Raw genomic sequence first — 19,014 nt, forward strand, 5'->3', positions numbered from 1 at the left:
GTGACCATCAGGAGACGGCAGTCCCGGCGCCTCTGACCCTGATCGCTGCCAGCGTGATCCGGCCGAGCGGCTGGCCATCCTCACTCAGGATGGTCGCGGCTTCGCGGCCTTCGGCGAGCAGAGCCGACAGGACGGAACGCATGGAAAGGCTTCCGGGCAGGCTGAAGCCATCGCTCGCGCCACCGGGCTCGACGGCATCCGCCGCCCGCACCAACGAGAGCCGGCGCAGTGCCCGGTCGGCGCCGACGAAATCGGCGACGAATTCGTTGGCAGGCGCGGCGAGTATTCGGTCGGGCGTATCGTATTGCACGAGCTTGCCGTCGCGCATGATCGCGACGACGTCGCCCATATGGATCGCCTCGTCGATGTCGTGCGTCACCAGGATGACGGTTTTGCTCAGCCGCTTCAGGATGCTGAGGAATTCCTCCTGCAGCCGCCCCCGCACGATCGGATCGACTGCGCCGAAGGGCTCGTCCATCAGCATCACCGGCGGGTCGGCTGCGAGTGCGCGGGCCACCCCGATGCGCTGGCGCTGTCCGCCCGAGAGATGGCGTGGATAGCGTGAAAGATAGAGTTTTGGATCCAGCCCCACCAGATCAAGCATCTCTTCGCTGCGGGCCTTGATCCGCGCGACATCCCAGCCAAGCAGCTTCGGCACTGTCGCGACGTTCTGCGCGATCGTCATGTGGGGGAATAAGCCGATCTGCTGGATGACGTAACCGATGTGGCGGCGCAGCTCGACCGGATCGGCCTTGGTCACATCCCTCTCACCGACGAAGATGCGTCCCGATGTCGGCTCGATCAGCCGGTTGACCATGCGCATCGTCGTGGTCTTGCCGCAGCCCGATGGCCCGATCAGCACGCAGACCTGCCCTTTCTCGATCGTCAGGTCGAGCGCATCGACGGCCGGGCGTGCGACGCCGGAAAAGACCTTGGTCACGGCTTCCAGGCGGATCGTCATGCTGCACCCATCCGCACTTGCCGTGTCAGAAGTCGCTCGACCGCGGCAAAGCCGACCTCGACGACGAGCGCCAGGGCCGCGACCGCGACCGCCCCCGCGACGAGTTGCGGGAAGTTGAAATTCGCCATGCCGGCCGTGATGAGCTCGCCTAGCCCTCCACCTCCGATGAAGGCCGCGAGAGTCGCGGCCGAAACGATCTGTACGGCAGCCGTGCGGATGCCAGCGAAGATCACCGGCAGCGCCAGAGGGATTTCGATTTTCATCATCACCTGGCGATCGGAAAAGCCCTGGCCGCGCGCAGCTTCGACGATGTCGGCGTCGACCTGGGTAAGGCCGGTATAGGTATTGAGCAGCAGCGCCGGCAGGCCATAGAGCGTCAACGCCACCACGGAGGGCAGGAAGCCCGTGCCGAGCAGCGGCAGCATGATCACGAGCAGAGCCAGCGAGGGCACCGTTCGCAGAATGTTGACGATCGCGATGGCCGCATTGGCGAGGCCGCGTTGACGAGTCAGGACGAGGCCCAGCGGCAGCGCGATCAGCAGAACGGCCACCAGCGCGATGCCGCTGAGCCAGAGATGGTTCTGCAGCGCCACGACGAAGATCTGGGGATTGGCGGCGATCCATCCGGCCATCAGGCGTGCTCCGCCTGGTTCGCGCGCATCCAGTTCTCGACCCGGCGCAAGCTCTCGTCGCAGAAGACGGCGAGCGCCGAGGTCACCACCGCGCCAACCACGACCTTCTCGCCGAAATCCTGGGTGATGCCTTGGAAAATGATATCGCCGAGCCCGCCCGCATTGATGAACGCGGCCACCGTCGCGACCGAGACTTGCGTGACCACCGCGATGCGGACGCCAGCGATGATCACCGGCAGCGCCAGCGGCAGCTCGATGGCGAACAGCCGGCGCCAACTGCCATAACCCATGCCGTTGGCGGCATCGAGGATATCCGGAGAGATTTCGCGCAAGCCGGTCGCCACATTGCGGATAATGATCAGCAGCGCATAGGCGACGAGCGCGACAATCGCCGGCCAGAAGCCAAGGCCGAGATAGGGGATCAGCAGAGCGAAGATCGCCAGAGCCGGCACAGTGTAGAGCGCCCCCGAAACCAGTAGCACGACGAGCGCAAAGCGCGGGCGCCTTGCCGAAAGCACACCGAGCGGCACGCCGATCACAAGCGCGATCAGCAGGCCGACGCAGACGAGCTGGATGTGCTCCCACAGCGCCAGCAGCAACCGGTCGTAGTTCTCGATCGCCCAGGTCACGGGGCGACACCGTTGTCGGCCGCGATGTCTGTCGGCATGAGATCGCCAGCCTCGATCGCGCGCGCCAGCGCCTCGTATTCACGGCCCATCGGCCGGTCGTCGCCGAGGCGCGGAACGAGACTGCGAACAAACGCATGCGCGGCACCGGTGCCGCTCCCTAGCCTGATGGGGCCGCGCAGATCGACGGCTTCTGCCGCCACGACCAACTCGATCGCAGCCAATCGCGTCAGGCGCCTGGCGATGGCATGCGTCTTCTCGACGATACGCGGCGTCATCGGCGCATAATCCTCGACGCCGTCGGCAACCGGCAGCGTCGGTGCCCCGAGCGGCAAGGCGAGATGCCGAATTTCGGCTTCCAGCGCGGAGGCCGTCTTCTGGCTCGTCGCAAAACCGGAATGCGACCCGCCATGTCGGGTGAGGAAGCGAGGCAGGTCGCTGGCCGCCGGCGACATCAGCTTCACGATCCGCGCCGCCGAGATCGCTGCCACATGCGACATGGCGAGGCCCGCGGCTTCGAGCGTCAGCGCCAGCTCTGTGGTGTCAAAATTGACGCTGGAGAGCATCGCATCGCGCTCGATCAGCACCATCGGGCTGTCGGGTGCGCTCGCCAGCTCCGCCTCGACGGCCAACCGCACGGCGGAACTGGCGCGGGCGGCGTGACCCGCGACCGGAGCCAGGCAGCGGAACGACAGTGGATCCTGCACCCGCCGGGCCGCGCCAGGCGCCCAGAGATCACTACCGGCGAGCACGGCCGTCAGTTGCCTGACGCCTTCGGCATGGCCCGACGTTCCGCGCAACCGATCGAGCTCGGCATCAAGCGGTGAGAGATTGGCGCGGAAGGCTTCAAGTGACAGGGCGCCTGCGAGCAAAGCGGAATCGAGGGCTCGCTGCATGTCGGCGACCGCCAGCGCTGCCAGGCCGATGCTCTGGGCGTTGGCATTGAGGAGAGCAAGACCGTCCTTCGGGCCAAGTGCCGGCAGGGCGATGCCAGCTGCGGCCAGCGCGTCGCCGCCGGGCATCGTGCGGCCCCCGATCTGCGCCTCGCCGGCACCGACGAGCGGCAGGAACGCCTGCGCCAGCGGCGACAGGTCGGCCTCGCCGAGCGAGCCGATCCGTCGCACGACCGGATGAACGCCTGCGTTGAGCATGGCGGCGATAGCCTCGGCCAAATCGGGCGAAATCCCTGAGGTGCCATGGCAGATCGCGGCGAGTCTCGCCGCCAGCATTGCCCGAACCTCCTCCGTCGTCATGATATCGCCGACGCCGACCGCCCGCGCCTGAATCGCGCGCGCCTGGAAGGCCAGGATCGCCTCGTCGGCAAGTCGGGTGTCGACGGCCGCGCCGAGCCCGGTGGTCAGGCCATAGACGGTGTCGCCGCGTGCGAGAGCGCGCATGACCACCGCCCGCGCCGCTTCCAGTCGCGGGCGGACCGACCCGTGCAGCCGAGCCGGCGTCATGTCCCGTGCAATGGCGACAATCGCCTCGATCCCGACTGCGCCTTGGCCCAGGACGACGTTTCCGTCGGGTATCTTCGCTGCCCGCACCGGCGCGGTCGCGACGTTCAGCTCAGAGACCCTTCGCCTTAAGGAAGTTCACCGCGACGGTACGCGGCTCCTTCTTGTCGACCTCGACCTGACGGTTGAGCTCCTGCATGGTCGGATTGTCGAGCGCAGCGCCAACCTTCTCCAGGATCGCGACGATCTTGGCGTCGTTGGCTATTTCGGGACGCACGACCGGGCACAGGTAATAGGGCGGGAACAACGATTTATCGTCGTCGAGCGCGACGAACTTCTCGGCCGCGATCTGCCAGTCGGTCGAGAAGCCGTTGGCGACCTCGATCTGCTTCTGGTTCAGGGCTTCGTAACGCAGTCTCAAGGCTGCAAACTGCTTGAACTCGGCGAATTGCGCGCCGTAGACCTCTTTCAAGCCGGCGATGCCGTCGCGGCGATCGACGAACTCGGTGCCGGCGCCGAGCCGGAGCTTGGACGAGGCCTTGCCGAGATCGCTCAGGGTCTTGAGGTTGAATTCTTTGGCGGTCTCCGGCCTGACCACGATCGCATAGCCGTTATTGATGTTGGATGCCTTCAGCCAAGTCAGGTTGAACTCCTTCTCATAGAAGGCCTTGACCATGCCGCGGACCTTTTCGGGATCGGTCTCGGTGACACCTTGCGCCTTCATGACTGCGTTGAGGCCGGTGCCGGTGTATTCCGGATAGAGATCGATCGCGCCGCTCTTCAGCGCCTCATGCGCAACGAGGGTACCGCCGAGATTGATTTTGCGCTCAACCTTGAAGCCGGCCTGTTCCAGCGCGGCGGCATAGAGTTCCGCCACCACGAACTGCTCGGTGAAGTTCTTGGAGCCGATCTTGATGGTCTGGGCCGAGGCGGAGGAAAGACTGACCGCCAACATCGCGGCAGCTGCGAAGACCGTTCTGATAAGGTGCATGGATGGGGCTCCTCGAGGTCCGATGAGAAAGGCTAGCAAGTAGGGGCGCCGATGCAAGGAGCCGACCACACAAAGATCAGTGAAGCGCCATAGCCCGCGCGTTCTGCTGAGATGGAATGCAGTGCTTTTAGGGTATGGCGTTGCGCTCACCGCCCCGGATCGGCACCGGCAGCCTGTTTTCCGTCGGTGCAAGCGGACAGACCCATGCTTCTGAGTAGGCGCAGGAGGGATAATAGGCGAAGTTGAAATCGAGGATCAGCTCGCCGTCGTCACTGCTGCCGAGATCCGCGCTCTTGATCGTGTCGAGCAGATAGCGCCCGCCAGCAAAACTCTCCTGACCATTCGTCAGGTCGCCAAAGGGCAGGAAGACGCCGCCGCCATAGCCTTCGATCCAGTAGAGCGTCAGTTCCTTGCCCAGCGGGGAATCGAGCCCCTGGGTGATCGCAAAGGGGACAAGTGTCATCAGACCATCTTTACCCGCTTCGAGCCTGATGATCTCCCGATCGATGGCGGCGCCCAAGCCAACCTTGAATCGCATGGCTGGATCGTAGGGAAAATAATCAATCCCGCGAAATTGCGCGCGGCGCGCGGAGGCAAGCGGAGATTGCAGATGTTCCCGGAAGAGCCTGTCGCGAGCGCTTCGCCAGTACATCCAGCCGTCGCGACCGGGCATGGCCCGCACAGCGGCATAGAGATCGGCGACCTGGCAGCGCCAATTATGCAAGCTCGAATATTTCTCTAACGCCGTGCTCTGGGCGAGCGTCGCCTCGTCACGCTTCAAGATCTGATCAGCCATGGTATTTCGCCCGAGCGATCTCGTGAGGAGGGACATGGTCGAGTGCGTCAACGCACCAACCCTCTCCGGGTTGCAACGGTGAGTGATCGTCACCTTTCGGGCAGTCAGTCGATGTCAGCAGCGACCGAGCTCCCAGCAACCACCGACCAGTTCGGCTTCAGATCGGGCGTTGCTCGATCGCATCGACACGATCCGGATAGAAGGCGACGTAGGCTTTTATCGCGTCCACGGCATCGTAAGGCGTCTCGTACGTCCAAACCGCGTCAACCGCGCGTCCTCCCCCATTCGGGATGCTGAAATACGACGCCTCACCCTTATAGGGGCAGTACGAATGGGTTTCCGATCGGGTGAGCGCTGTCATGTCGACATCGGCGCGTGGAATATAGTGGACTGCCGGATATGCAGCCTCTTGAAGTATCAGGGCGTTGACGCTGTCGGCGACAACCCGTCCGCCAACGCTCACGACGATGCGGCTGTGGCTGGGCGAGATCGTGATCGGATGGTGGGGGCCGGGAATTTTTACGATCCTCGGATCCATTTCCGTTTCCTTCATCCCAGTCTTGGGGGGGCAGCGATTGTCGAACACGGGCACTCCGCTGACCGAATTGGCTATGGCCGCCTAGTCCTGCAAGACGTGCCAATGCTCAGCCAATCGGGCGGCCCCATTTCGCAGGATATCGACGGCGATCGATCGAGACGGCCGGGCTTGGATCGAACAAGCCGTCTTGACCCAGCGGATTTGAGCGCTGTTCTGGATGTCCTCATCGGCCGGAGAGCCGACGGCGGGCAAGCGCCTGCATGTGAGCCTTGAAACGTTCGCGATAGCTCAGGGCGGCTTGCAGCGCCATCGCTGTTCCCCGCGCGCGGGCCTCGCACACGGCACGCCCGAAATGCGACCCGTCAGCCGACTAAGGGACAGGCTTCAAGTCTCCTGGAACGGTCGGGATCAGTTCCGAGACGGTCGGGTGGATCGGAACCGCCCCTTGCAGCATGGGATAGGATGCTCCGGCATGCATCATGTCCAGGATGATCACGATGTTGTCGAAGAACTGTGTCATGGCAAAGGGCTCCGCGATGAGCGCAACACCGGGCAACTGCATCGACCGCCAGACTGGATTTCGTCATGCTTCCGAGCGACCGCGGAGCGCCGCCAGCGGGCTGGCGAAATGCTCGGCTGGCTGCTGCTTTCGGGCTTCGCAGCGCCGCCGGCCGCGTTCGCGACTTCTGGCTCCGGCCACGTCTGTCCAGTCGGTATGGGCTTCGCTCATGCGGGAACCTAAGGAGGCCGCCGCCGTTTGAGGCCGAGTGAACCAGAGAGGCGACGACATGATCAGGCTTATTCTTGCGGGTGCAGCAGGCTACATGTTGTGGCGCAGGCCGGAGTTGCGAGAACGCGTTTTCGGATTGACGCGAGATGTTCTCGACCGTCTTACGGCGTCACCCCCGCGCAGGTGACACAGGGAAGATGCGCTCACGGCGCGCGCTGAGAACCTGATTTCGTCCGTGCGCGACGATGGAAGCGAAATTGCGAATGCCGAAGATGCGACGGAAGGCCGATCTGCCGACGAAGATCTGCGTGTCCTGTGGCCGGCCGTTCGCATGGCGCAAGAAATGGGAGCGTGTTTGGGAGACGATCGCGACATGCTCGGACCGCTGCCGCGAAGCGGCACGGCGGGACCGTCGACGCGCGGATTGACCCTCGTTTTCGTCCTGGGCGATCAGCTCACCCGCGATTTGTCCGCGCTGGATGGCCTGGCGCCTGGCGACATCGTTCTGATAGTCGAGGTCGCCGACGAAACGACCTATGTCCGTCACCAAAAGCAGAAGATCGCGCTCGTCCTGTCAGCCATGCGGCATTTCGCGGCGGAACTGCGAGCCGAGGGGATCACCGTCGACTATGTCGAGCTCGACGCGACAGGGAATACGGGTGCGTTTGGCACCGAACTCGTCCGAGCCGTAGCGAGGCATCGGCCCGACAGGATCGTCGTCACCGAGCCGGGCGAATGGCGCGTGCGCCGCATGATGGACGATTGGCCGGCGCTGACCGGTGTCCCCGTCGAGATCCGCGACGATGACCGCTTCCTCTGTTCTCGCGCCGAATTTCGGCACTGGGCTGGCGATCGGCGCAGCTATCGGATGGAGTTCTTCTATCGCGAGATGCGCCGCCGGACCGGCATTCTGATGGATGGAGAAGAGCCCGCTGGAGGACGCTGGAATTTTGATGCCGAGAACCGGAAGCGGTTGCCGAAGGGGATGCGCTCGCCGCCACGGCCGGTGTTCGAGCGTGACGCGATCACGAGCCGCGTGCTTGACCTGGTAGCGTCGCGTTTCGCGGATCATTTCGGCGATCTGGACGCATTCGACTGGCCTGTCACGCGCAGGGAAGCTCTGAGCGCGCTCGACTGGTTCATTGCGCAGGCGCTGCCGCGCTTCGGCGACTATCAGGACGCCATGGCAGAAGACGATCCACGTCTTTTCCACGCGCTTCTCTCGCCTTCTCTCAATCTCGGCCTGCTGACGGCGCGAGAGGTCTGCGTCGCGGCCGAGCAGGCCTATCGGAGAGGCGATGCTCCACTGAATGCTGCTGAGGGCTTCATCCGGCAGATCCTCGGCTGGCGCGAATATGTGCGCGGCGTCTATTGGCTGGAGATGCCGGCCTATGCCCAGACCAACGCGCTTGAGGCGGAGCGGCCTTTGCCATGGTTCTACTGGTCTGGCGACACCGAGATGAACTGCCTGGCCCGCGCGATCATGGACACGCGGCGCCACGCCTATGCCCATCATATCCAGCGGCTGATGGTGACGGGCAATTTCGCGCTGCTCGCCGGCATCAGACCAGCCGAGATCGAGGAATGGTATCTGATCGTCTATGCCGATGCCTATGACTGGGTCGAGCTGCCGAACGTTCACGGCATGGTCGCCTTCGCGGATGGCGGCATGCTGGCCTCCAAGCCCTACGCCGCCTCTGGCGCCTATATCGATCGGATGTCCGATTACTGCAGCCGCTGCGTCTACAGCCCGCAGATCAAGACCGGCAAGGGCGCCTGCCCGTTCAACCTGCTGTACTGGGATTTCCTGATGAGGAACCGCCGAAAGCTGGAACAGCTGCCCAGAATGGCGATGCCCTACCGCACCCTCGATCGCATGGACTCGTCCCGCCGCGAGACGATTCGCAGCGAGGCGCGTGCTTTCCTCGAAGGCTTGGCAGAGCCTGGCACGAAGATGCATGTCGCGACACAGGGTGACCTGTTCGGCTGAAGGCTGCATCCCCGCACCCAGGCATCAATATGGAATTCGCGCGCCATCCCAGGCCAGCAATGCGCCGGATTGCTCGCTGGTCGCGTTCTCCAGCACATTGAGCAGGTTCGCCGCGGCATCCTCGGGCGCGAACAACCCGGCATGGGCCTCATTGCTCCGGAAGGGCTTCGACAGGCGCGTCGTGACCGTGCCGGGGTGCAGCGACAGCGCTATGGCCTCGGGGCGCGTCCGCTTCAGCTCGATCGCGAGCGTCCGGATCACCTGATTGAGCGCTGCCTTTGAGGCGCGATAGGCGTACCAGCCGCCCAGCCGGTTGTCCTCGATCGATCCCACGCGCGCCGACAATACGGCGAAGATCGATCGGCCCTGTCGCGGCAGCAGCGGAATGAAATGCTTGGCGATGACGGCAGGTCCGATGGCGTTGACCGCAAAGAGTCGCGCCATCGCGGCCGGATCGATCATCTTCAGCGCCTTCTCGGGATGGATGTCGGTGTCGTGGAGAAGGCCGCTCGCAACGACGACCAGGCTGACCGGTCCTGCCGACCCGATCGATCCCGCGATCCGTTCGATGCTGGCCTCGTCGGTGATGTCCGCGGTGTGAAAACGGATGACCTCGTGAGGCGCGCAGGACGTCCGCGAAATCCCGTGGACCATCGAATACCGGCCCGACGCGGCGATAGCCTCGGCGAGCGCGCCGCCGATCCCGCCAGAGGCACCGATGATCACCGCTGCATCTGGCACGGGCGGATGCCTCCCACACGATCTGTCACGACGGCGTCATCCCTCGAACCCGAATTCACCGGCTGCTTCCCACGGACCTCCACGATAGCGCCAGAGTTGCAGGGCTGTCCCAGTCACGTCGAATGGTTTGAACGCCTCCGACAACCGTCGGTAAAGCGCTTTGGCGGCATCGGCGGGCACCTTGTTCTGGATCGTCACATGCGGGCGGAAGGCCTGCGCATCTTGTGGTGTCAGATGAGCAGACCAGCGTCGCGCGATCATCTCCCTAACGTCGATCAGCTCGCTGCCGCTGACATTGTAGGCCACGCCGTTGCCCAGGAACCGAAGTGAAGGAATCGATAGCTTCAGCGGGCCGGTTCGGCCTGCCACCGATGCCAATTGCCCAGCGATTTCACTGCAGTGATCGCCCGGCAGATGATGGAACATCGTCAAATGTGCCGGAACGAGATTGCGGCTCGGCGGAAAGTGACGTTCACGCTCGGAATTGAATCGCACAAAGCTCTGCTGATCCAGACGCAACGTCACGATAAGTGGCGAATCGTCCCTGACCATCCAGGTCTCCCCTACGCCAAGCGCCATCGGTTTTTTTGGAGGCTGAGGGTCCGGCAGCATCAGATGCAATGGCCTCGATTCCGAGGACAGGCAACCCTCTCCTGTTGGCGCCTTGCGGTGCTGGTCCGGCTCACCATTCGGCAAAGAGCTCCGTGAGCACTGCGAAGGCCAGCTTTCGGGTCGTCTTGTCCTCGGCGATCAGGCCTTTCCGGTTGAAGCCCTTCTGAAAGCTGGTCTGGCGGCGCTCGGTCCGGAAATCGTAGAGCAGCCAGGCGGCGATCCCGGCGACGTAAGGTGTCGCTGCCAGCCTTCTCACCTGCTGACGATAGAACTCGGCCTGCCAGTCCTCCGTGAACAGGACACGGCCAGCCCCCCGGTGGCCGGGCAACGCATCGGCGCCGGTTTCCGAGACGATCACCGGCTTGCCGGGGGCCGAATTGGCGAGCAGGCGGTCGAGCCCGGAGAAATCCGGTTCGTACCACCCGAAATACTCGTTGAGGCCGATGACATCGAGATGCTCGGCAAGCCGATCCTCGATGGCGAAAGTCTCGCGGTTGATCAGGCAGGCGGCGCCGATCAGCCGGGTCGGGTCCGCCTTCCTGGCAACCTGCGCGAGCCGCGCCATGAAGGACAGGCGCGCATCGGTGTCGGCATTCTCGTTGCCGACCCCCCAGAGGATGACGCTGGCCCGGTTGATGTCGCGGGCGATCAGCTCGCGCAACTGGTTCTCGGCATCGGCATAGGTATCGGGGTTGTCGAAGGCGATCGCCCAGTAGACCGGGATCTCGGCCCAGAGCAGCAGGCCCATCTCGTCGGCGATCCGCGCGACGTGCGCATGGTGTGGATAGTGAGACAGGCGCAGGAAGTTGCCGCCGAGTTCCTTGACGTGGCGGAGGCGGCGGCGGACATCGTCTTCCGTCGAGACCTTGCCGAGCACCAGATCGTCCTCATGGACGCAGACGCCCTTGAGCCAGATCTTCTCGCCATTGAGCAGGATGTCGGTGCCACGGGCCTCGATCGTGCGAAAGCCGAGGCGCTCGGTGATGCGATCCTCGCCGCAGGAAAACACGGCATCGTAGAGCCGGGGCGCTTCTGGAGACCATGCTTGTCCCGTGAATGGCGTCGTCACCTCGCCTTCGCCATCCCTGACGGCAATGGAGAGCGACAGGCCGAGCTCGGGGATGTCGACCCTGGCGGTCGCGTCGACCGTCTCGGATAGTGCGATCGAGAACCGAATCTGTCGCCCACCGGGCAGCAACGCGGCGCGTGCCTCGCGGATGAACACCGCCGGCAGGCGCATCAGCGAGATCTCGCGGTAAAGCCCGCCATAGTTGAACCAGTCGATATGCTGCATCGGCACGCGGACTGGGGAGCGCCGGTTCTCGACCATGACCTGCAGGCGATTGCGGCCATTCCGCAAGGCATCGGTCACATCGAGGCTGAACGGCGTCGAGCCGCCGCGATGGCCGCCGACATGGATGCCGTTGACGAACACGAGCGCCGCATAATTCGCCGCTCCGATATTGAGGATCGCCCTTTCGCCGGCGTGGCCGCTTTGCCAGTCGAGATGGCGCGTGTACCAGGCGGCGCCCTCGAAATAGGTCCATTCCGGCTTCAGCAGGTTCCAGCACGACGGAACGGGCACAAGCTCCCCCGCCTCGATCTCGTAATCGCGCGGCTGCGACCATTGCGACGGCGGCGTCTCGTCGAGCGCAAACCATTTTTGCCGCAGGCCCTCGTCGAAGAGGTCGAGCGTCAATCGCCAGTCGCCGGCCAGCGACAGCACCGGCCGGCCGTTGACCGGCACATAGGTCGCGGCGCCGGCGAGCCCGGCAAGATAGGGCCGGGCGTAGTCCTCGTCATGGAGATGATGGAAAGGATCGTCGGCCGCCATCATCGCGCTCCGAGCCGGTAGCCGATGCCGATCGTCCGGCGGAAGCGCCAGTTCCAGCGGCCGGGGAACAGCATATCGGCGATCATCGCGATCGCGATCCAGCGGAACCAGGTCGCGAAGCCGTTGGAAATCCCTTGCGGCTCCTCATAGCCCTTGACCCAGCCATCCTGCCGGCGGACGCCGGTGCGGACATCGCAGAAGCCGCCATCGGCGTTCTGGTCGGCAAGCAGCGCGTCGAGCAGGGTGGAGAGCCATTGGCGGCTCTCGTCACGGCGATGGTCGAGCAAGGCGAGGCCGTGGACGAGGACATCGACCGCGTCCACGTCGATGCAGGCGGAATCGACGCGCGGCGGCAGCGAGAGCACGTAGTCCACCGAGCGGTCGAAGGCGGCAGGGATGCGGCCTTCGTGATACCAGATATGGAAATTGTGCATCGAGCCGGCGAAGGCGTGCAGCAGGCGCGTCGGGTCGGAGAGCTGGCCGACGCCCCAGAAGCCGGTGCTGGGCTCGCGGTTGCGGTCGTGCCAGCCATAGAGAATCTCGAGCGCGGCATCGACGCGTGCCCGCATCGCGGCATCCCCGTCCCGCCGCAGGAGCAGGAAGAAGCCCGCCAGGTTGACGATGTTGTTGCCCTCCTGCCAGGGGTCGTTGAGGTCGCGATCGGCCAGCCAGGCCTTGAGTTTCAGCGGATCGAGGAAGGGCTTGGCGAAAGCCAGGTTCGGCCGCCGGCCCGGTTTCAGGGCATCGATGGCGCCGAGCGTGTAATTGGTGACGTGGAAGTCGATATAGCGCCAGGTCTCGTCCCGATCGGGCTTCTTGAACACGGCTTCGCCGGTCATGCCGGGCACGCGGACGATGCCGTCGAGGCGGCGGTGCCCTTCAAGCCAGGTGACGAGCGCGGCCCTCTCGCCCTCGGAATAGCCGCCGAGCCCGCCGATCAGGTCGAGGCACATGATGCCGTTATAGGTGCCGTAGAGGTTGACGCCCGGCCAGTCCGCGGGATCCTGCGCGGCCGAAATGCGCATGACGCCGCGCGGCGCACCCGGCACCTGCATCGTGGCGAACCAGTCGAGCGAGCGCCGCCTCGCGGCCTCGATCGCGGCCGTGCGGCTGGTCTGCGATATCGCATCGTACATCAGGCTCATCCCTTGACTGCCCCGCTCGCCATGCCCGCCATCACCCGTTTCTGGGCGAGCAGGAACAGCCCGGCCACCGGCAGCGTGGTGATCACGGCGAGCGCCATGATTCCCTGGAAATTGGCCCCCAACTCGGTGTTCATCGACAGGAGCGCCACCGGGAGCGTGTAGGTGTCGGGCGTCTTCGAGATCACCAGCACCGGGAACCACTGGGCCCAGTTGAGCAGGAAGGTGATCAGCGCGACCGTCGCCGTGATCGAGGACGCCATCGGCAGGACGATGCGGAACAGGATCTGCGTCTCGTTGGCGCCGTCGATGATCGCGGCCTCGATGACCTCGCCCGGAATCTTCCGGAAGAACTGCTCGAACAGGAAGAACTGGATCGGGCCGAGCGCCAGGAAGAGCACGATGCCGGCATAGGAGCCGAGCAGGCCGAGCTTGAACATCACCAGATAGACCGGGATCACCAGCAGCATGTAGGGGTACATGATCGTGACGAGGAAGCCGTAGCGCAGCGCGGTGAACCCGGGCAGCTGCGGCTTGCGCGTCAGCGCATACGCGCCGAGCGCGGTGACGACGACGCTCAGCACCGTCGAGGCCGTGGTGATCGCCAGCGAATTGGCGATGTAGCGCACCAGCGAGACGCCGCCGAGGCTGGCGATCTCCGTGAAGATCGAGAAGTCCAGCGTCTCGGGCAACAGCCGCAGCGGATCGTCCATGATCGCCCGCGTCGAGCGGAAGGCGCTGACCAGCATCCACCAGTAGGGGTAGAGGAAAGCCAGGCCGACCAGTCCGGCGAAGACGTAGGCGACGATCTGGAGCGGCCGGCTGACCCGCGTCATCTGCACAGCGGCACTCATCGCGCGGCCTCCCTGTCACCCAGGCGATAGATCGTCAGCGAGATACCGATCACGATCAGGAAGAGGACGCTCGCCATCGCCGTCGCCTCGCCATAGCGGCCCTGATCGAAGAGCTGATAGGCGTAGTAGGAGACGAAGTTGGTCGCCTCGTTCGGCCCGCCCTTGGTCATCACCACGACGACGGTGAAGGTCTTCAGGAACTGGATCAGCGCATAGACGGTGTTGATGATGAAGGCGGGCTTGAGCTGCGGCAGGATCACATAGCGCCAGCGCTGCCAGGCCGTGGCGCCGTCGACATGCGCGGCCTCCTCGAGCGCCCGGTCGCGGATGGCGAGGTTGGCGTGGAAGATCAGCATGTAGAAGCCGGCATGGTGCCAGAGCTCGGCGATCAGGAGGGAGATCATCGCCGTCGGGCCGGTGGTCAGCCCGGCGAAGGCCGGCAGGCCGATGGTGTCGAGCAGCGCGTTGATCGCGCCGAACGAGCGATCGTAGAGCCAGCGCCAGACGACGTAGCCGGCGACGTCCGGCGTCACCACCGGCAGGAACAGCGCCAGGCGCAGGAGCAGGCCGCCGCGCTTCAGGAGCGGTGAATCGATCAGCACCGCCATGCCGAAGGCGAAGCCGACATTCGCGGCGACCGCCACCGCCGTATAGAGGAAGGTGCGCAGCAGCGAGGCCAAGAAGGCCGGATCGGCGAAGATCGCGGCGTAATTGGCGAAGCCGACATAGGTCGGGTTCGGCCGCAGCGCCGTCGCCGATGCGGTGAACGACACCATGATCGACAGCACGATCGGCCAGACGCCGAACAGGATCGTGAGCACCGCAAAGGGCAGGACGAAGAGATAGAAGATCCGGTTATGCCAGACCGTTTCAAGGGTCGTGGTCATGCTTGTCTGCCCTTCGGAAGGAGGTTCGGCCGCGGGCCGCGCGAAGCGGCCCGCAATCGCGAGGTCGGCTAAGGCTATTTGGCCTTCAGCTTCGCCGCGAGCTCTCGCATTTCCTTGGCCGTCTCGGCGATGAACGGCTTCCAGTCCGCCGGCGGCTTGGCGATGCCGGAAAGCAGCTTCTTGTGGAAGGCCGCCTCCAGCTCCGGATAGAAGGAATGCACCGCCTCGGGGAAATCATAGGCGATGAGCGGCGCCTCGGCCTTGGCGAAGTATTGCGAGCGAGGCGACAGTGCGGCGACGTCGAGATCGGCACGCACGGCGGCGCCGACATTGTCGAGCGAGGCCTGCTGGGCCGCCTTGGTCAGCATGAACTGCGCGAACTCCTGCGCCAGCGCCTTGTTGGGCGCGTTCTCGGGGATGGCGATGCCGCGCATGCCGCCGATGACGACGTAGTTGGTCTCGCCGGCTGCGAATTTCGGCCATTTGCCGACGATGAAGTCGCCGTTGAGGACCTTCTCCCCGTCCCATTTCTTCACATTCCAGTCGCCCACGCGGAACATGCCGCCGCGGCCGCCCTCGATCACCTGGTACATCTCGGTGAAGGAGTGGTTGATCGTGTCCGGCGCGACGAACTTGTAGCTCGTATAGGTCTTGAGGAACTCCTCGAGCACCGCCGCATGGCGCGGCTCGTCGATGGTGATGTTGCCTGCGGGGTCGATCAGCGTGTGGCGCAGGCCGGTGCCGAAGCTGAAGAGATCGAGGATGTGGATGAGGTCGCGCGGCTTGGCCGCCTCGAGCGCGAAGCCGAAGGTGTCGGCCTTGCCGTTACCGTCGGGGTCGTTGTCGCGGAACTTGGCCGCGACGCGCTTGGCATCCTCCCAGGTCTCGGGGAAGGTCTCGCCGAGCTTGTCGAGCCAGCTCTTGCGCACGCCGAAGCCCATCTGCACACGCTGGATCGGGATGATGATCTGCCGGTCCTTGTAGGTCGCGACCTTGAGATCGTCCTCGGTGAGGAAGGCCTTGTCGGTGATCTTGCCAAGCACCGGCTTGAGGTCCGAGACCTTGCCGGTCTGATCCTGGATGCGAATGACGCGCTCGTAATTGTTGTAGATCAGGTCCGGCGCCGAATCGGTGTTCAGCGCGCTGATGACGCGGCCGAACCACTGGTCGGTCGGGTAGCTGAGCGACTTCACCGTCACGCCCGGCCGCTGCTTGGCGAATTCGGCGGACATCGCCTCGAACCATTTCAGGCCGTTGTCGCCGAGATCGTGCCAGACGGTCAGCGTCTGCGCGGCCGAGGGCAGCGCACCCGCCATCACGATACCCGCGGCGGCGGCAATCCGTTTCAAGAACCTCATCGCTTCCTCCCGTGAACGCTATTTGGCTGCGCTCTTCTGCAGTGCTGTCTTGTTGAGGGTAAACGTTTACCCTTGCCGTACCCTATGACCTCTCGCTATAAAAGCGCAAGTGTTTTTGTGGCCCTGGACCGAATGACGGCGATGACGATGCGGCGCACGGCGCTCAAGCCGGCCGATGCCCAGCAGGCATCGATCGCCAATGTGGCCGAGCGGGCCGGTGTCTCGATCGCGACCGTCTCCCGGGTCCTGAACGGCATCGCGAACAAGGCCTCTGCCGAGACGGTCGCCAGGGTCAGGCAGGCGGTGGCCGAGCTCGACTATCGCCCTTCGAGTGCCGGCAAATCACTGCGGCAGAGGCAAAGCCGGCTGGTTGCCGTGCTGGCGGCCAACCTCGCCAACCCGACCATGGCGGCGATCGCCGCCTCGACCGAAGTGGCGCTGCGCGAGCAGGGGCTGGTCATGGTTCTCTGCGACACGCATGACGATCCCATGCTCCAGGACGAATACCTGCGCGAGATGCGGGCGCAGCAGGCTCGCGCCATCGTTTTCCTAGGAGCAGTTGCGAGTCCGATGCTTGACCTGGTGCGAGGTGGCCCAACGCCCCTCATCTTCGTCAATCGCCGTGACCCCGGCGAGCCAAATTGCGACTTCGTCGGCATCGACAATGCGCAGGCGGGTCGTGACGTCGCCGCGCATGCGTTGGCGCAGGGTATCAGACGACCGGCACTGATCCACGCACCGCTTGCCTCATCGGCGACGCGGGCGCGGGTGGAAGCCGTTATCGGGAGTTTCGCCGCGGCAGGCTTTCCGATTCCGCCCTCGCTGGTTCTCGGACCGGCGGAGAAGGAGCATCTGGCGCTTGGTTATGCTGCTGCCAACCTGTTGGAGCGCGGTGGCGCCGAGCACGACGCGCTGATCTGCACCGGCGACCTGATCGCCTTTGGCGCGCACCGCTTCATCGAGGAGAGCCCCCATTCGGCTTCCCTGCCCATCTACGGTTTCGACGACAATCCGCTCAACGACTGGGTCGCTCCCTGGTTGTCCTCAGTTCTCATCCCCTATGGCACCTTCGGCCGGGCGGTAGCCGAACTCATTACGGACGATCGAGAGGGGGCCGACCGCCAGCGCGTGCTGCCACACCGACTGATCGAGCGAAGGCGGTCATAGGTAACGCTTCGCCTTTGTGAATGCAGCCGCGCATTTCACGCCGACATCGCGCCTCATGAAGATGGAAGGGGATTATCGTGATTGCCGGCGGCGGATGAATTTTCCGAGCGCCTGCCGATTTGATCTTGCACGGCGGTCTCCGCGCAGCTAACTGCGTAACACTATAACGTTTCATGTAGCGGAGTTGTGCCGGTGAAGCTGGTTTCGATCGCCGTCGCGGTGCTAGCCATGACGGGCGTCGCTACGGCGAAGCCACTGAAGGTCGTGGGCCCCTGGGAGATCGCCGGCATAGACCCGGCGCAGTCCGGCTTTGTTTTCAGTCGCATGCAGGTGGCAGAAACGCTCGTCTCGGTCGATTCCGCTGGCAACCTGATCGCCGGCCTCGCGGCCTTCTGGTCAACGAGCGAGGATGGATTGACCTGGCGTTTCCGGCTGCGCGACGGCGCCCGCTTCCATGACGGAAGCGCGGTGACTGCCGCAATCGCAGCCGAGACCTTGCGCAAGGTTCATGGCGGCGCCGGCGTGTTCAGCCAGGTTCCGGTTGCAGGCGTCGAGGCCGACGGCCAGGACGTGGTCCTCCGCCTCTCGAAACCTTTCGCTGCGCTGCCGGCCTATCTCGTCAACTTCACCACCATCATCCTCGCGCCGTCCTCCGTGGGGGCGTCGGGCAAGGTCGAGCGCATCGTCGGCTCGGGTCCGTATCGCGTGAAGAGCCTGACGCCGCCGCTCAACATGCAGCTGGAAGCGGCTGCGGAATGGACTGGCATGAAGCCGGGCATCGCCGAGATCGACTATCAGGCGGTCGGCCAGGGCGAGATCCGCGCCCTGATGGCAGAAAGCGGCGAGGCCGACCTCGTCTTCTCGATGCTGCCGGTTTCGGTCGAGCGCCTCAAGCGCAACCAGAATCTTGATGTCCGCATCGCCACGATCCCGCGCACGCGCTCGCTCAAGGTCAACGCCGCCTCGCCGCTTTTCAGCGATGTCAGGGTCAGGCGTGCGATCAGCGCCGCACTCGACCGCGAGGGCACGACGCGCGTCATCCTGCGCAACGCCGATCTCGCGGCGACCCAGCTCTTCCCCAAGGCGTTGGCCGGTTGGAACGACCCGGAGCTTCCTCCGCTGAAGCGCGATCTGGCCGCCGCCAAGGCGCTCCTCGCCGAAGCCGGATGGACGCCCGGCGCCGACGGCATCCTGCAGAAGGACGGCAGGCCGTTCTCCTTCACGCTGCTGACCTATGCCAGCTGGCCCGAGCTTCCGCCCATCGCCACCGCGATCCAGGCGCAGCTCAAGCAAGTCGGCATTGACGCCAAGGTCTCGGTCGGCAACAGCTCCGAGATCCCGGCGCGCCATAAGGATGGCACGCTGGAAATGGGGCTCGTCTCGCGCCTGTATTCGATCGTTCCCGACGCCATTGGCACGCTCCGAGACGACTACAAGTCCGGGGGCAGCGACTGGGGTGCGACCGGCTGGTCCAATGACGAACTCAACGCGCTGGTCGAGACAATGGCGCAGACCAGCGACCCCGCCGCACGCGCGCCGATGCAGAAGCGGGCGATCGCGATCCTCCAGAGCGAGCTGCCGAGCATCCCGGTCACCTGGTCGGAGCTTGCCATCGCCGCCAACAAGCGCGTCACCGGCCTGCGCATCGACCCGCTCGAAGTGAACTACGGGCTCGCCTCGGTCCGCTGGGTCCAATAG

At 64.6% G+C, this 19,014-nt stretch carries 19 protein-coding genes; 4 read left to right on the plus strand and 15 right to left on the minus strand.

The features are described 5' to 3' along the window. Positions 1-7 precede the first annotated feature (7 nt). From BMZ21_RS17450 to BMZ21_RS30400, 8 genes are all read right to left on the minus strand, one after another. Positions 8-961 (minus strand): ABC transporter ATP-binding protein, encoded by a 954-nt coding sequence (locus tag BMZ21_RS17450; protein WP_091836923.1) that lies wholly within the window; start codon positions 959-961, stop codon positions 8-10. Beyond that, positions 958-1,593, minus strand: coding sequence for an ABC transporter permease (locus BMZ21_RS17455; protein WP_091836925.1), 636 nt, complete (start codon positions 1,591-1,593; stop codon positions 958-960). Before BMZ21_RS17455 ends, BMZ21_RS17450 begins: the two co-directional genes overlap by 4 nt. Further along, positions 1,593-2,222, minus strand: a complete 630-nt coding sequence (locus BMZ21_RS17460) for an ABC transporter permease (RefSeq protein WP_091836928.1) — start codon at positions 2,220-2,222, stop codon at positions 1,593-1,595. The genes BMZ21_RS17455 and BMZ21_RS17460 overlap by 1 nt, the downstream gene beginning before the upstream one ends. Then, positions 2,219-3,766, minus strand: coding sequence for an HAL/PAL/TAL family ammonia-lyase (locus BMZ21_RS17465; protein WP_280141485.1), 1,548 nt, complete (start codon positions 3,764-3,766; stop codon positions 2,219-2,221). Before BMZ21_RS17465 ends, BMZ21_RS17460 begins: the two co-directional genes overlap by 4 nt. A 22-nt stretch (positions 3,767-3,788) precedes the next feature. Beyond that, complete coding sequence (locus BMZ21_RS17470; RefSeq protein WP_091836932.1) at positions 3,789-4,667, minus strand: glycine betaine ABC transporter substrate-binding protein; 879 nt, start codon at positions 4,665-4,667, stop codon at positions 3,789-3,791. 127 nt (positions 4,668-4,794) lie between these two features. Further along, positions 4,795-5,463, minus strand: coding sequence for a DUF1684 domain-containing protein (locus BMZ21_RS17475; protein ID WP_208862302.1), 669 nt, complete (start codon positions 5,461-5,463; stop codon positions 4,795-4,797). 157 nt (positions 5,464-5,620) lie between these two features. Further along, positions 5,621-6,001, minus strand: coding sequence for a DUF427 domain-containing protein (locus tag BMZ21_RS17480; protein ID WP_091836934.1), 381 nt, complete (start codon positions 5,999-6,001; stop codon positions 5,621-5,623). A gap of 370 nt (positions 6,002-6,371) precedes the next feature. Then, positions 6,372-6,521: a hypothetical protein gene (locus tag BMZ21_RS30400; RefSeq protein WP_167561643.1), complete on the minus strand. Its 150-nt coding sequence runs from the start codon at positions 6,519-6,521 to the stop codon at positions 6,372-6,374. A gap of 473 nt (positions 6,522-6,994) precedes the next feature. Here BMZ21_RS30400 and BMZ21_RS17490 point away from each other — a divergent pair, with 473 nt between their 5' ends. Together BMZ21_RS17490 and BMZ21_RS17495 are read left to right on the plus strand one after the other, a co-directional pair. Then, positions 6,995-7,159: a DUF2256 domain-containing protein gene (locus BMZ21_RS17490; RefSeq protein ID WP_208862303.1), complete on the plus strand. Its 165-nt coding sequence runs from the start codon at positions 6,995-6,997 to the stop codon at positions 7,157-7,159. Beyond that, a complete protein-coding gene (locus BMZ21_RS17495) occupies positions 7,105-8,721 on the plus strand; it encodes a cryptochrome/photolyase family protein (protein ID WP_091836939.1) in 1,617 nt (538 codons plus the stop codon). The genes BMZ21_RS17490 and BMZ21_RS17495 overlap by 55 nt, the downstream gene beginning before the upstream one ends. 24 nt (positions 8,722-8,745) lie before the next feature. Here BMZ21_RS17495 and BMZ21_RS17500 read toward each other — a convergent pair whose 3' ends face one another. The 7 genes from BMZ21_RS17500 to BMZ21_RS17530 form a co-directional block, all read right to left on the minus strand. Further along, on the minus strand, positions 8,746-9,462 hold the full coding sequence (locus tag BMZ21_RS17500) for an SDR family NAD(P)-dependent oxidoreductase (RefSeq protein ID WP_244543886.1): 717 nt from the start codon (positions 9,460-9,462) through the stop codon (positions 8,746-8,748). A 36-nt stretch (positions 9,463-9,498) separates the two neighbouring features. Beyond that, positions 9,499-10,074 carry a 2'-5' RNA ligase family protein gene (locus tag BMZ21_RS17505; protein WP_244543895.1) on the minus strand — a complete coding sequence of 192 codons (576 nt, stop codon included), beginning with the start codon at positions 10,072-10,074 and terminating at the stop codon, positions 9,499-9,501. 70 nt (positions 10,075-10,144) lie between these two features. Further along, a complete protein-coding gene (locus tag BMZ21_RS17510) occupies positions 10,145-11,908 on the minus strand; it encodes a glycoside hydrolase family 2 protein (protein WP_208862304.1) in 1,764 nt (587 codons plus the stop codon). Then, on the minus strand, positions 11,908-13,044 hold the full coding sequence (locus tag BMZ21_RS17515) for a hypothetical protein (RefSeq protein ID WP_091836947.1): 1,137 nt from the start codon (positions 13,042-13,044) through the stop codon (positions 11,908-11,910). The genes BMZ21_RS17510 and BMZ21_RS17515 overlap by 1 nt, the downstream gene beginning before the upstream one ends. Positions 13,045-13,049: 5 nt before the next feature. Next, positions 13,050-13,904 (minus strand): carbohydrate ABC transporter permease, encoded by an 855-nt coding sequence (locus BMZ21_RS17520; RefSeq protein ID WP_091836950.1) that lies wholly within the window; start codon positions 13,902-13,904, stop codon positions 13,050-13,052. Continuing rightward, positions 13,901-14,791, minus strand: coding sequence for a carbohydrate ABC transporter permease (locus tag BMZ21_RS17525; RefSeq protein WP_091836953.1), 891 nt, complete (start codon positions 14,789-14,791; stop codon positions 13,901-13,903). Before BMZ21_RS17525 ends, BMZ21_RS17520 begins: the two co-directional genes overlap by 4 nt. Positions 14,792-14,865: 74 nt before the next feature. Beyond that, on the minus strand, positions 14,866-16,149 hold the full coding sequence (locus BMZ21_RS17530) for an ABC transporter substrate-binding protein (RefSeq protein ID WP_091836954.1): 1,284 nt from the start codon (positions 16,147-16,149) through the stop codon (positions 14,866-14,868). Between the two features lie 84 nt (positions 16,150-16,233). Between BMZ21_RS17530 and BMZ21_RS17535 the strand changes: the two genes are divergently transcribed. Together BMZ21_RS17535 and BMZ21_RS17540 are read left to right on the plus strand one after the other, a co-directional pair. Further along, on the plus strand, positions 16,234-17,316 hold the full coding sequence (locus BMZ21_RS17535; protein WP_091836956.1) for a LacI family DNA-binding transcriptional regulator: 1,083 nt from the start codon (positions 16,234-16,236) through the stop codon (positions 17,314-17,316). Between the two features lie 192 nt (positions 17,317-17,508). After that, positions 17,509-19,014 (plus strand): ABC transporter substrate-binding protein, encoded by a 1,506-nt coding sequence (locus tag BMZ21_RS17540; RefSeq protein WP_244543887.1) that lies wholly within the window; start codon positions 17,509-17,511, stop codon positions 19,012-19,014.

The organism is Allobosea lupini (assembly GCF_900109525.1).
In the GTDB taxonomy this organism is placed as follows: Bacteria; Pseudomonadota; Alphaproteobacteria; order Rhizobiales; family Beijerinckiaceae; genus Allobosea; species Allobosea lupini.

What these genes read in the sequence shown, in the direction of transcription:
- BMZ21_RS17520 (WP_091836950.1), bottom strand. Translation starts at nt 13,904, where the DNA reads ATGAGTGCCGCTGTGCAGATGACGCGGGTCAGCCGGCCGCTCCAGATC.
- BMZ21_RS17510 (WP_208862304.1), bottom strand. Translation starts at nt 11,908, where the DNA reads ATGGCGGCCGACGATCCTTTCCATCATCTCCATGACGAGGACTACGCC.
- BMZ21_RS17470 (WP_091836932.1), bottom strand. Translation starts at nt 4,667, where the DNA reads ATGCACCTTATCAGAACGGTCTTCGCAGCTGCCGCGATGTTGGCGGTC.
- BMZ21_RS17495 (WP_091836939.1), top strand. Translation starts at nt 7,105, where the DNA reads ATGCTCGGACCGCTGCCGCGAAGCGGCACGGCGGGACCGTCGACGCGC.
- BMZ21_RS17490 (WP_208862303.1), top strand. Translation starts at nt 6,995, where the DNA reads ATGCCGAAGATGCGACGGAAGGCCGATCTGCCGACGAAGATCTGCGTG.
- BMZ21_RS30400 (WP_167561643.1), bottom strand. Translation starts at nt 6,521, where the DNA reads ATGACACAGTTCTTCGACAACATCGTGATCATCCTGGACATGATGCAT.
- BMZ21_RS17515 (WP_091836947.1), bottom strand. Translation starts at nt 13,044, where the DNA reads ATGTACGATGCGATATCGCAGACCAGCCGCACGGCCGCGATCGAGGCC.
- BMZ21_RS17530 (WP_091836954.1), bottom strand. Translation starts at nt 16,149, where the DNA reads ATGAGGTTCTTGAAACGGATTGCCGCCGCCGCGGGTATCGTGATGGCG.
- BMZ21_RS17525 (WP_091836953.1), bottom strand. Translation starts at nt 14,791, where the DNA reads ATGACCACGACCCTTGAAACGGTCTGGCATAACCGGATCTTCTATCTC.
- BMZ21_RS17455 (WP_091836925.1), bottom strand. Translation starts at nt 1,593, where the DNA reads ATGGCCGGATGGATCGCCGCCAATCCCCAGATCTTCGTCGTGGCGCTG.
- BMZ21_RS17535 (WP_091836956.1), top strand. Translation starts at nt 16,234, where the DNA reads ATGACCTCTCGCTATAAAAGCGCAAGTGTTTTTGTGGCCCTGGACCGA.
- BMZ21_RS17480 (WP_091836934.1), bottom strand. Translation starts at nt 6,001, where the DNA reads ATGGATCCGAGGATCGTAAAAATTCCCGGCCCCCACCATCCGATCACG.
- BMZ21_RS17450 (WP_091836923.1), bottom strand. Translation starts at nt 961, where the DNA reads ATGACGATCCGCCTGGAAGCCGTGACCAAGGTCTTTTCCGGCGTCGCA.
- BMZ21_RS17475 (WP_208862302.1), bottom strand. Translation starts at nt 5,463, where the DNA reads ATGGCTGATCAGATCTTGAAGCGTGACGAGGCGACGCTCGCCCAGAGC.
- BMZ21_RS17505 (WP_244543895.1), bottom strand. Translation starts at nt 10,074, where the DNA reads ATGCTGCCGGACCCTCAGCCTCCAAAAAAACCGATGGCGCTTGGCGTA.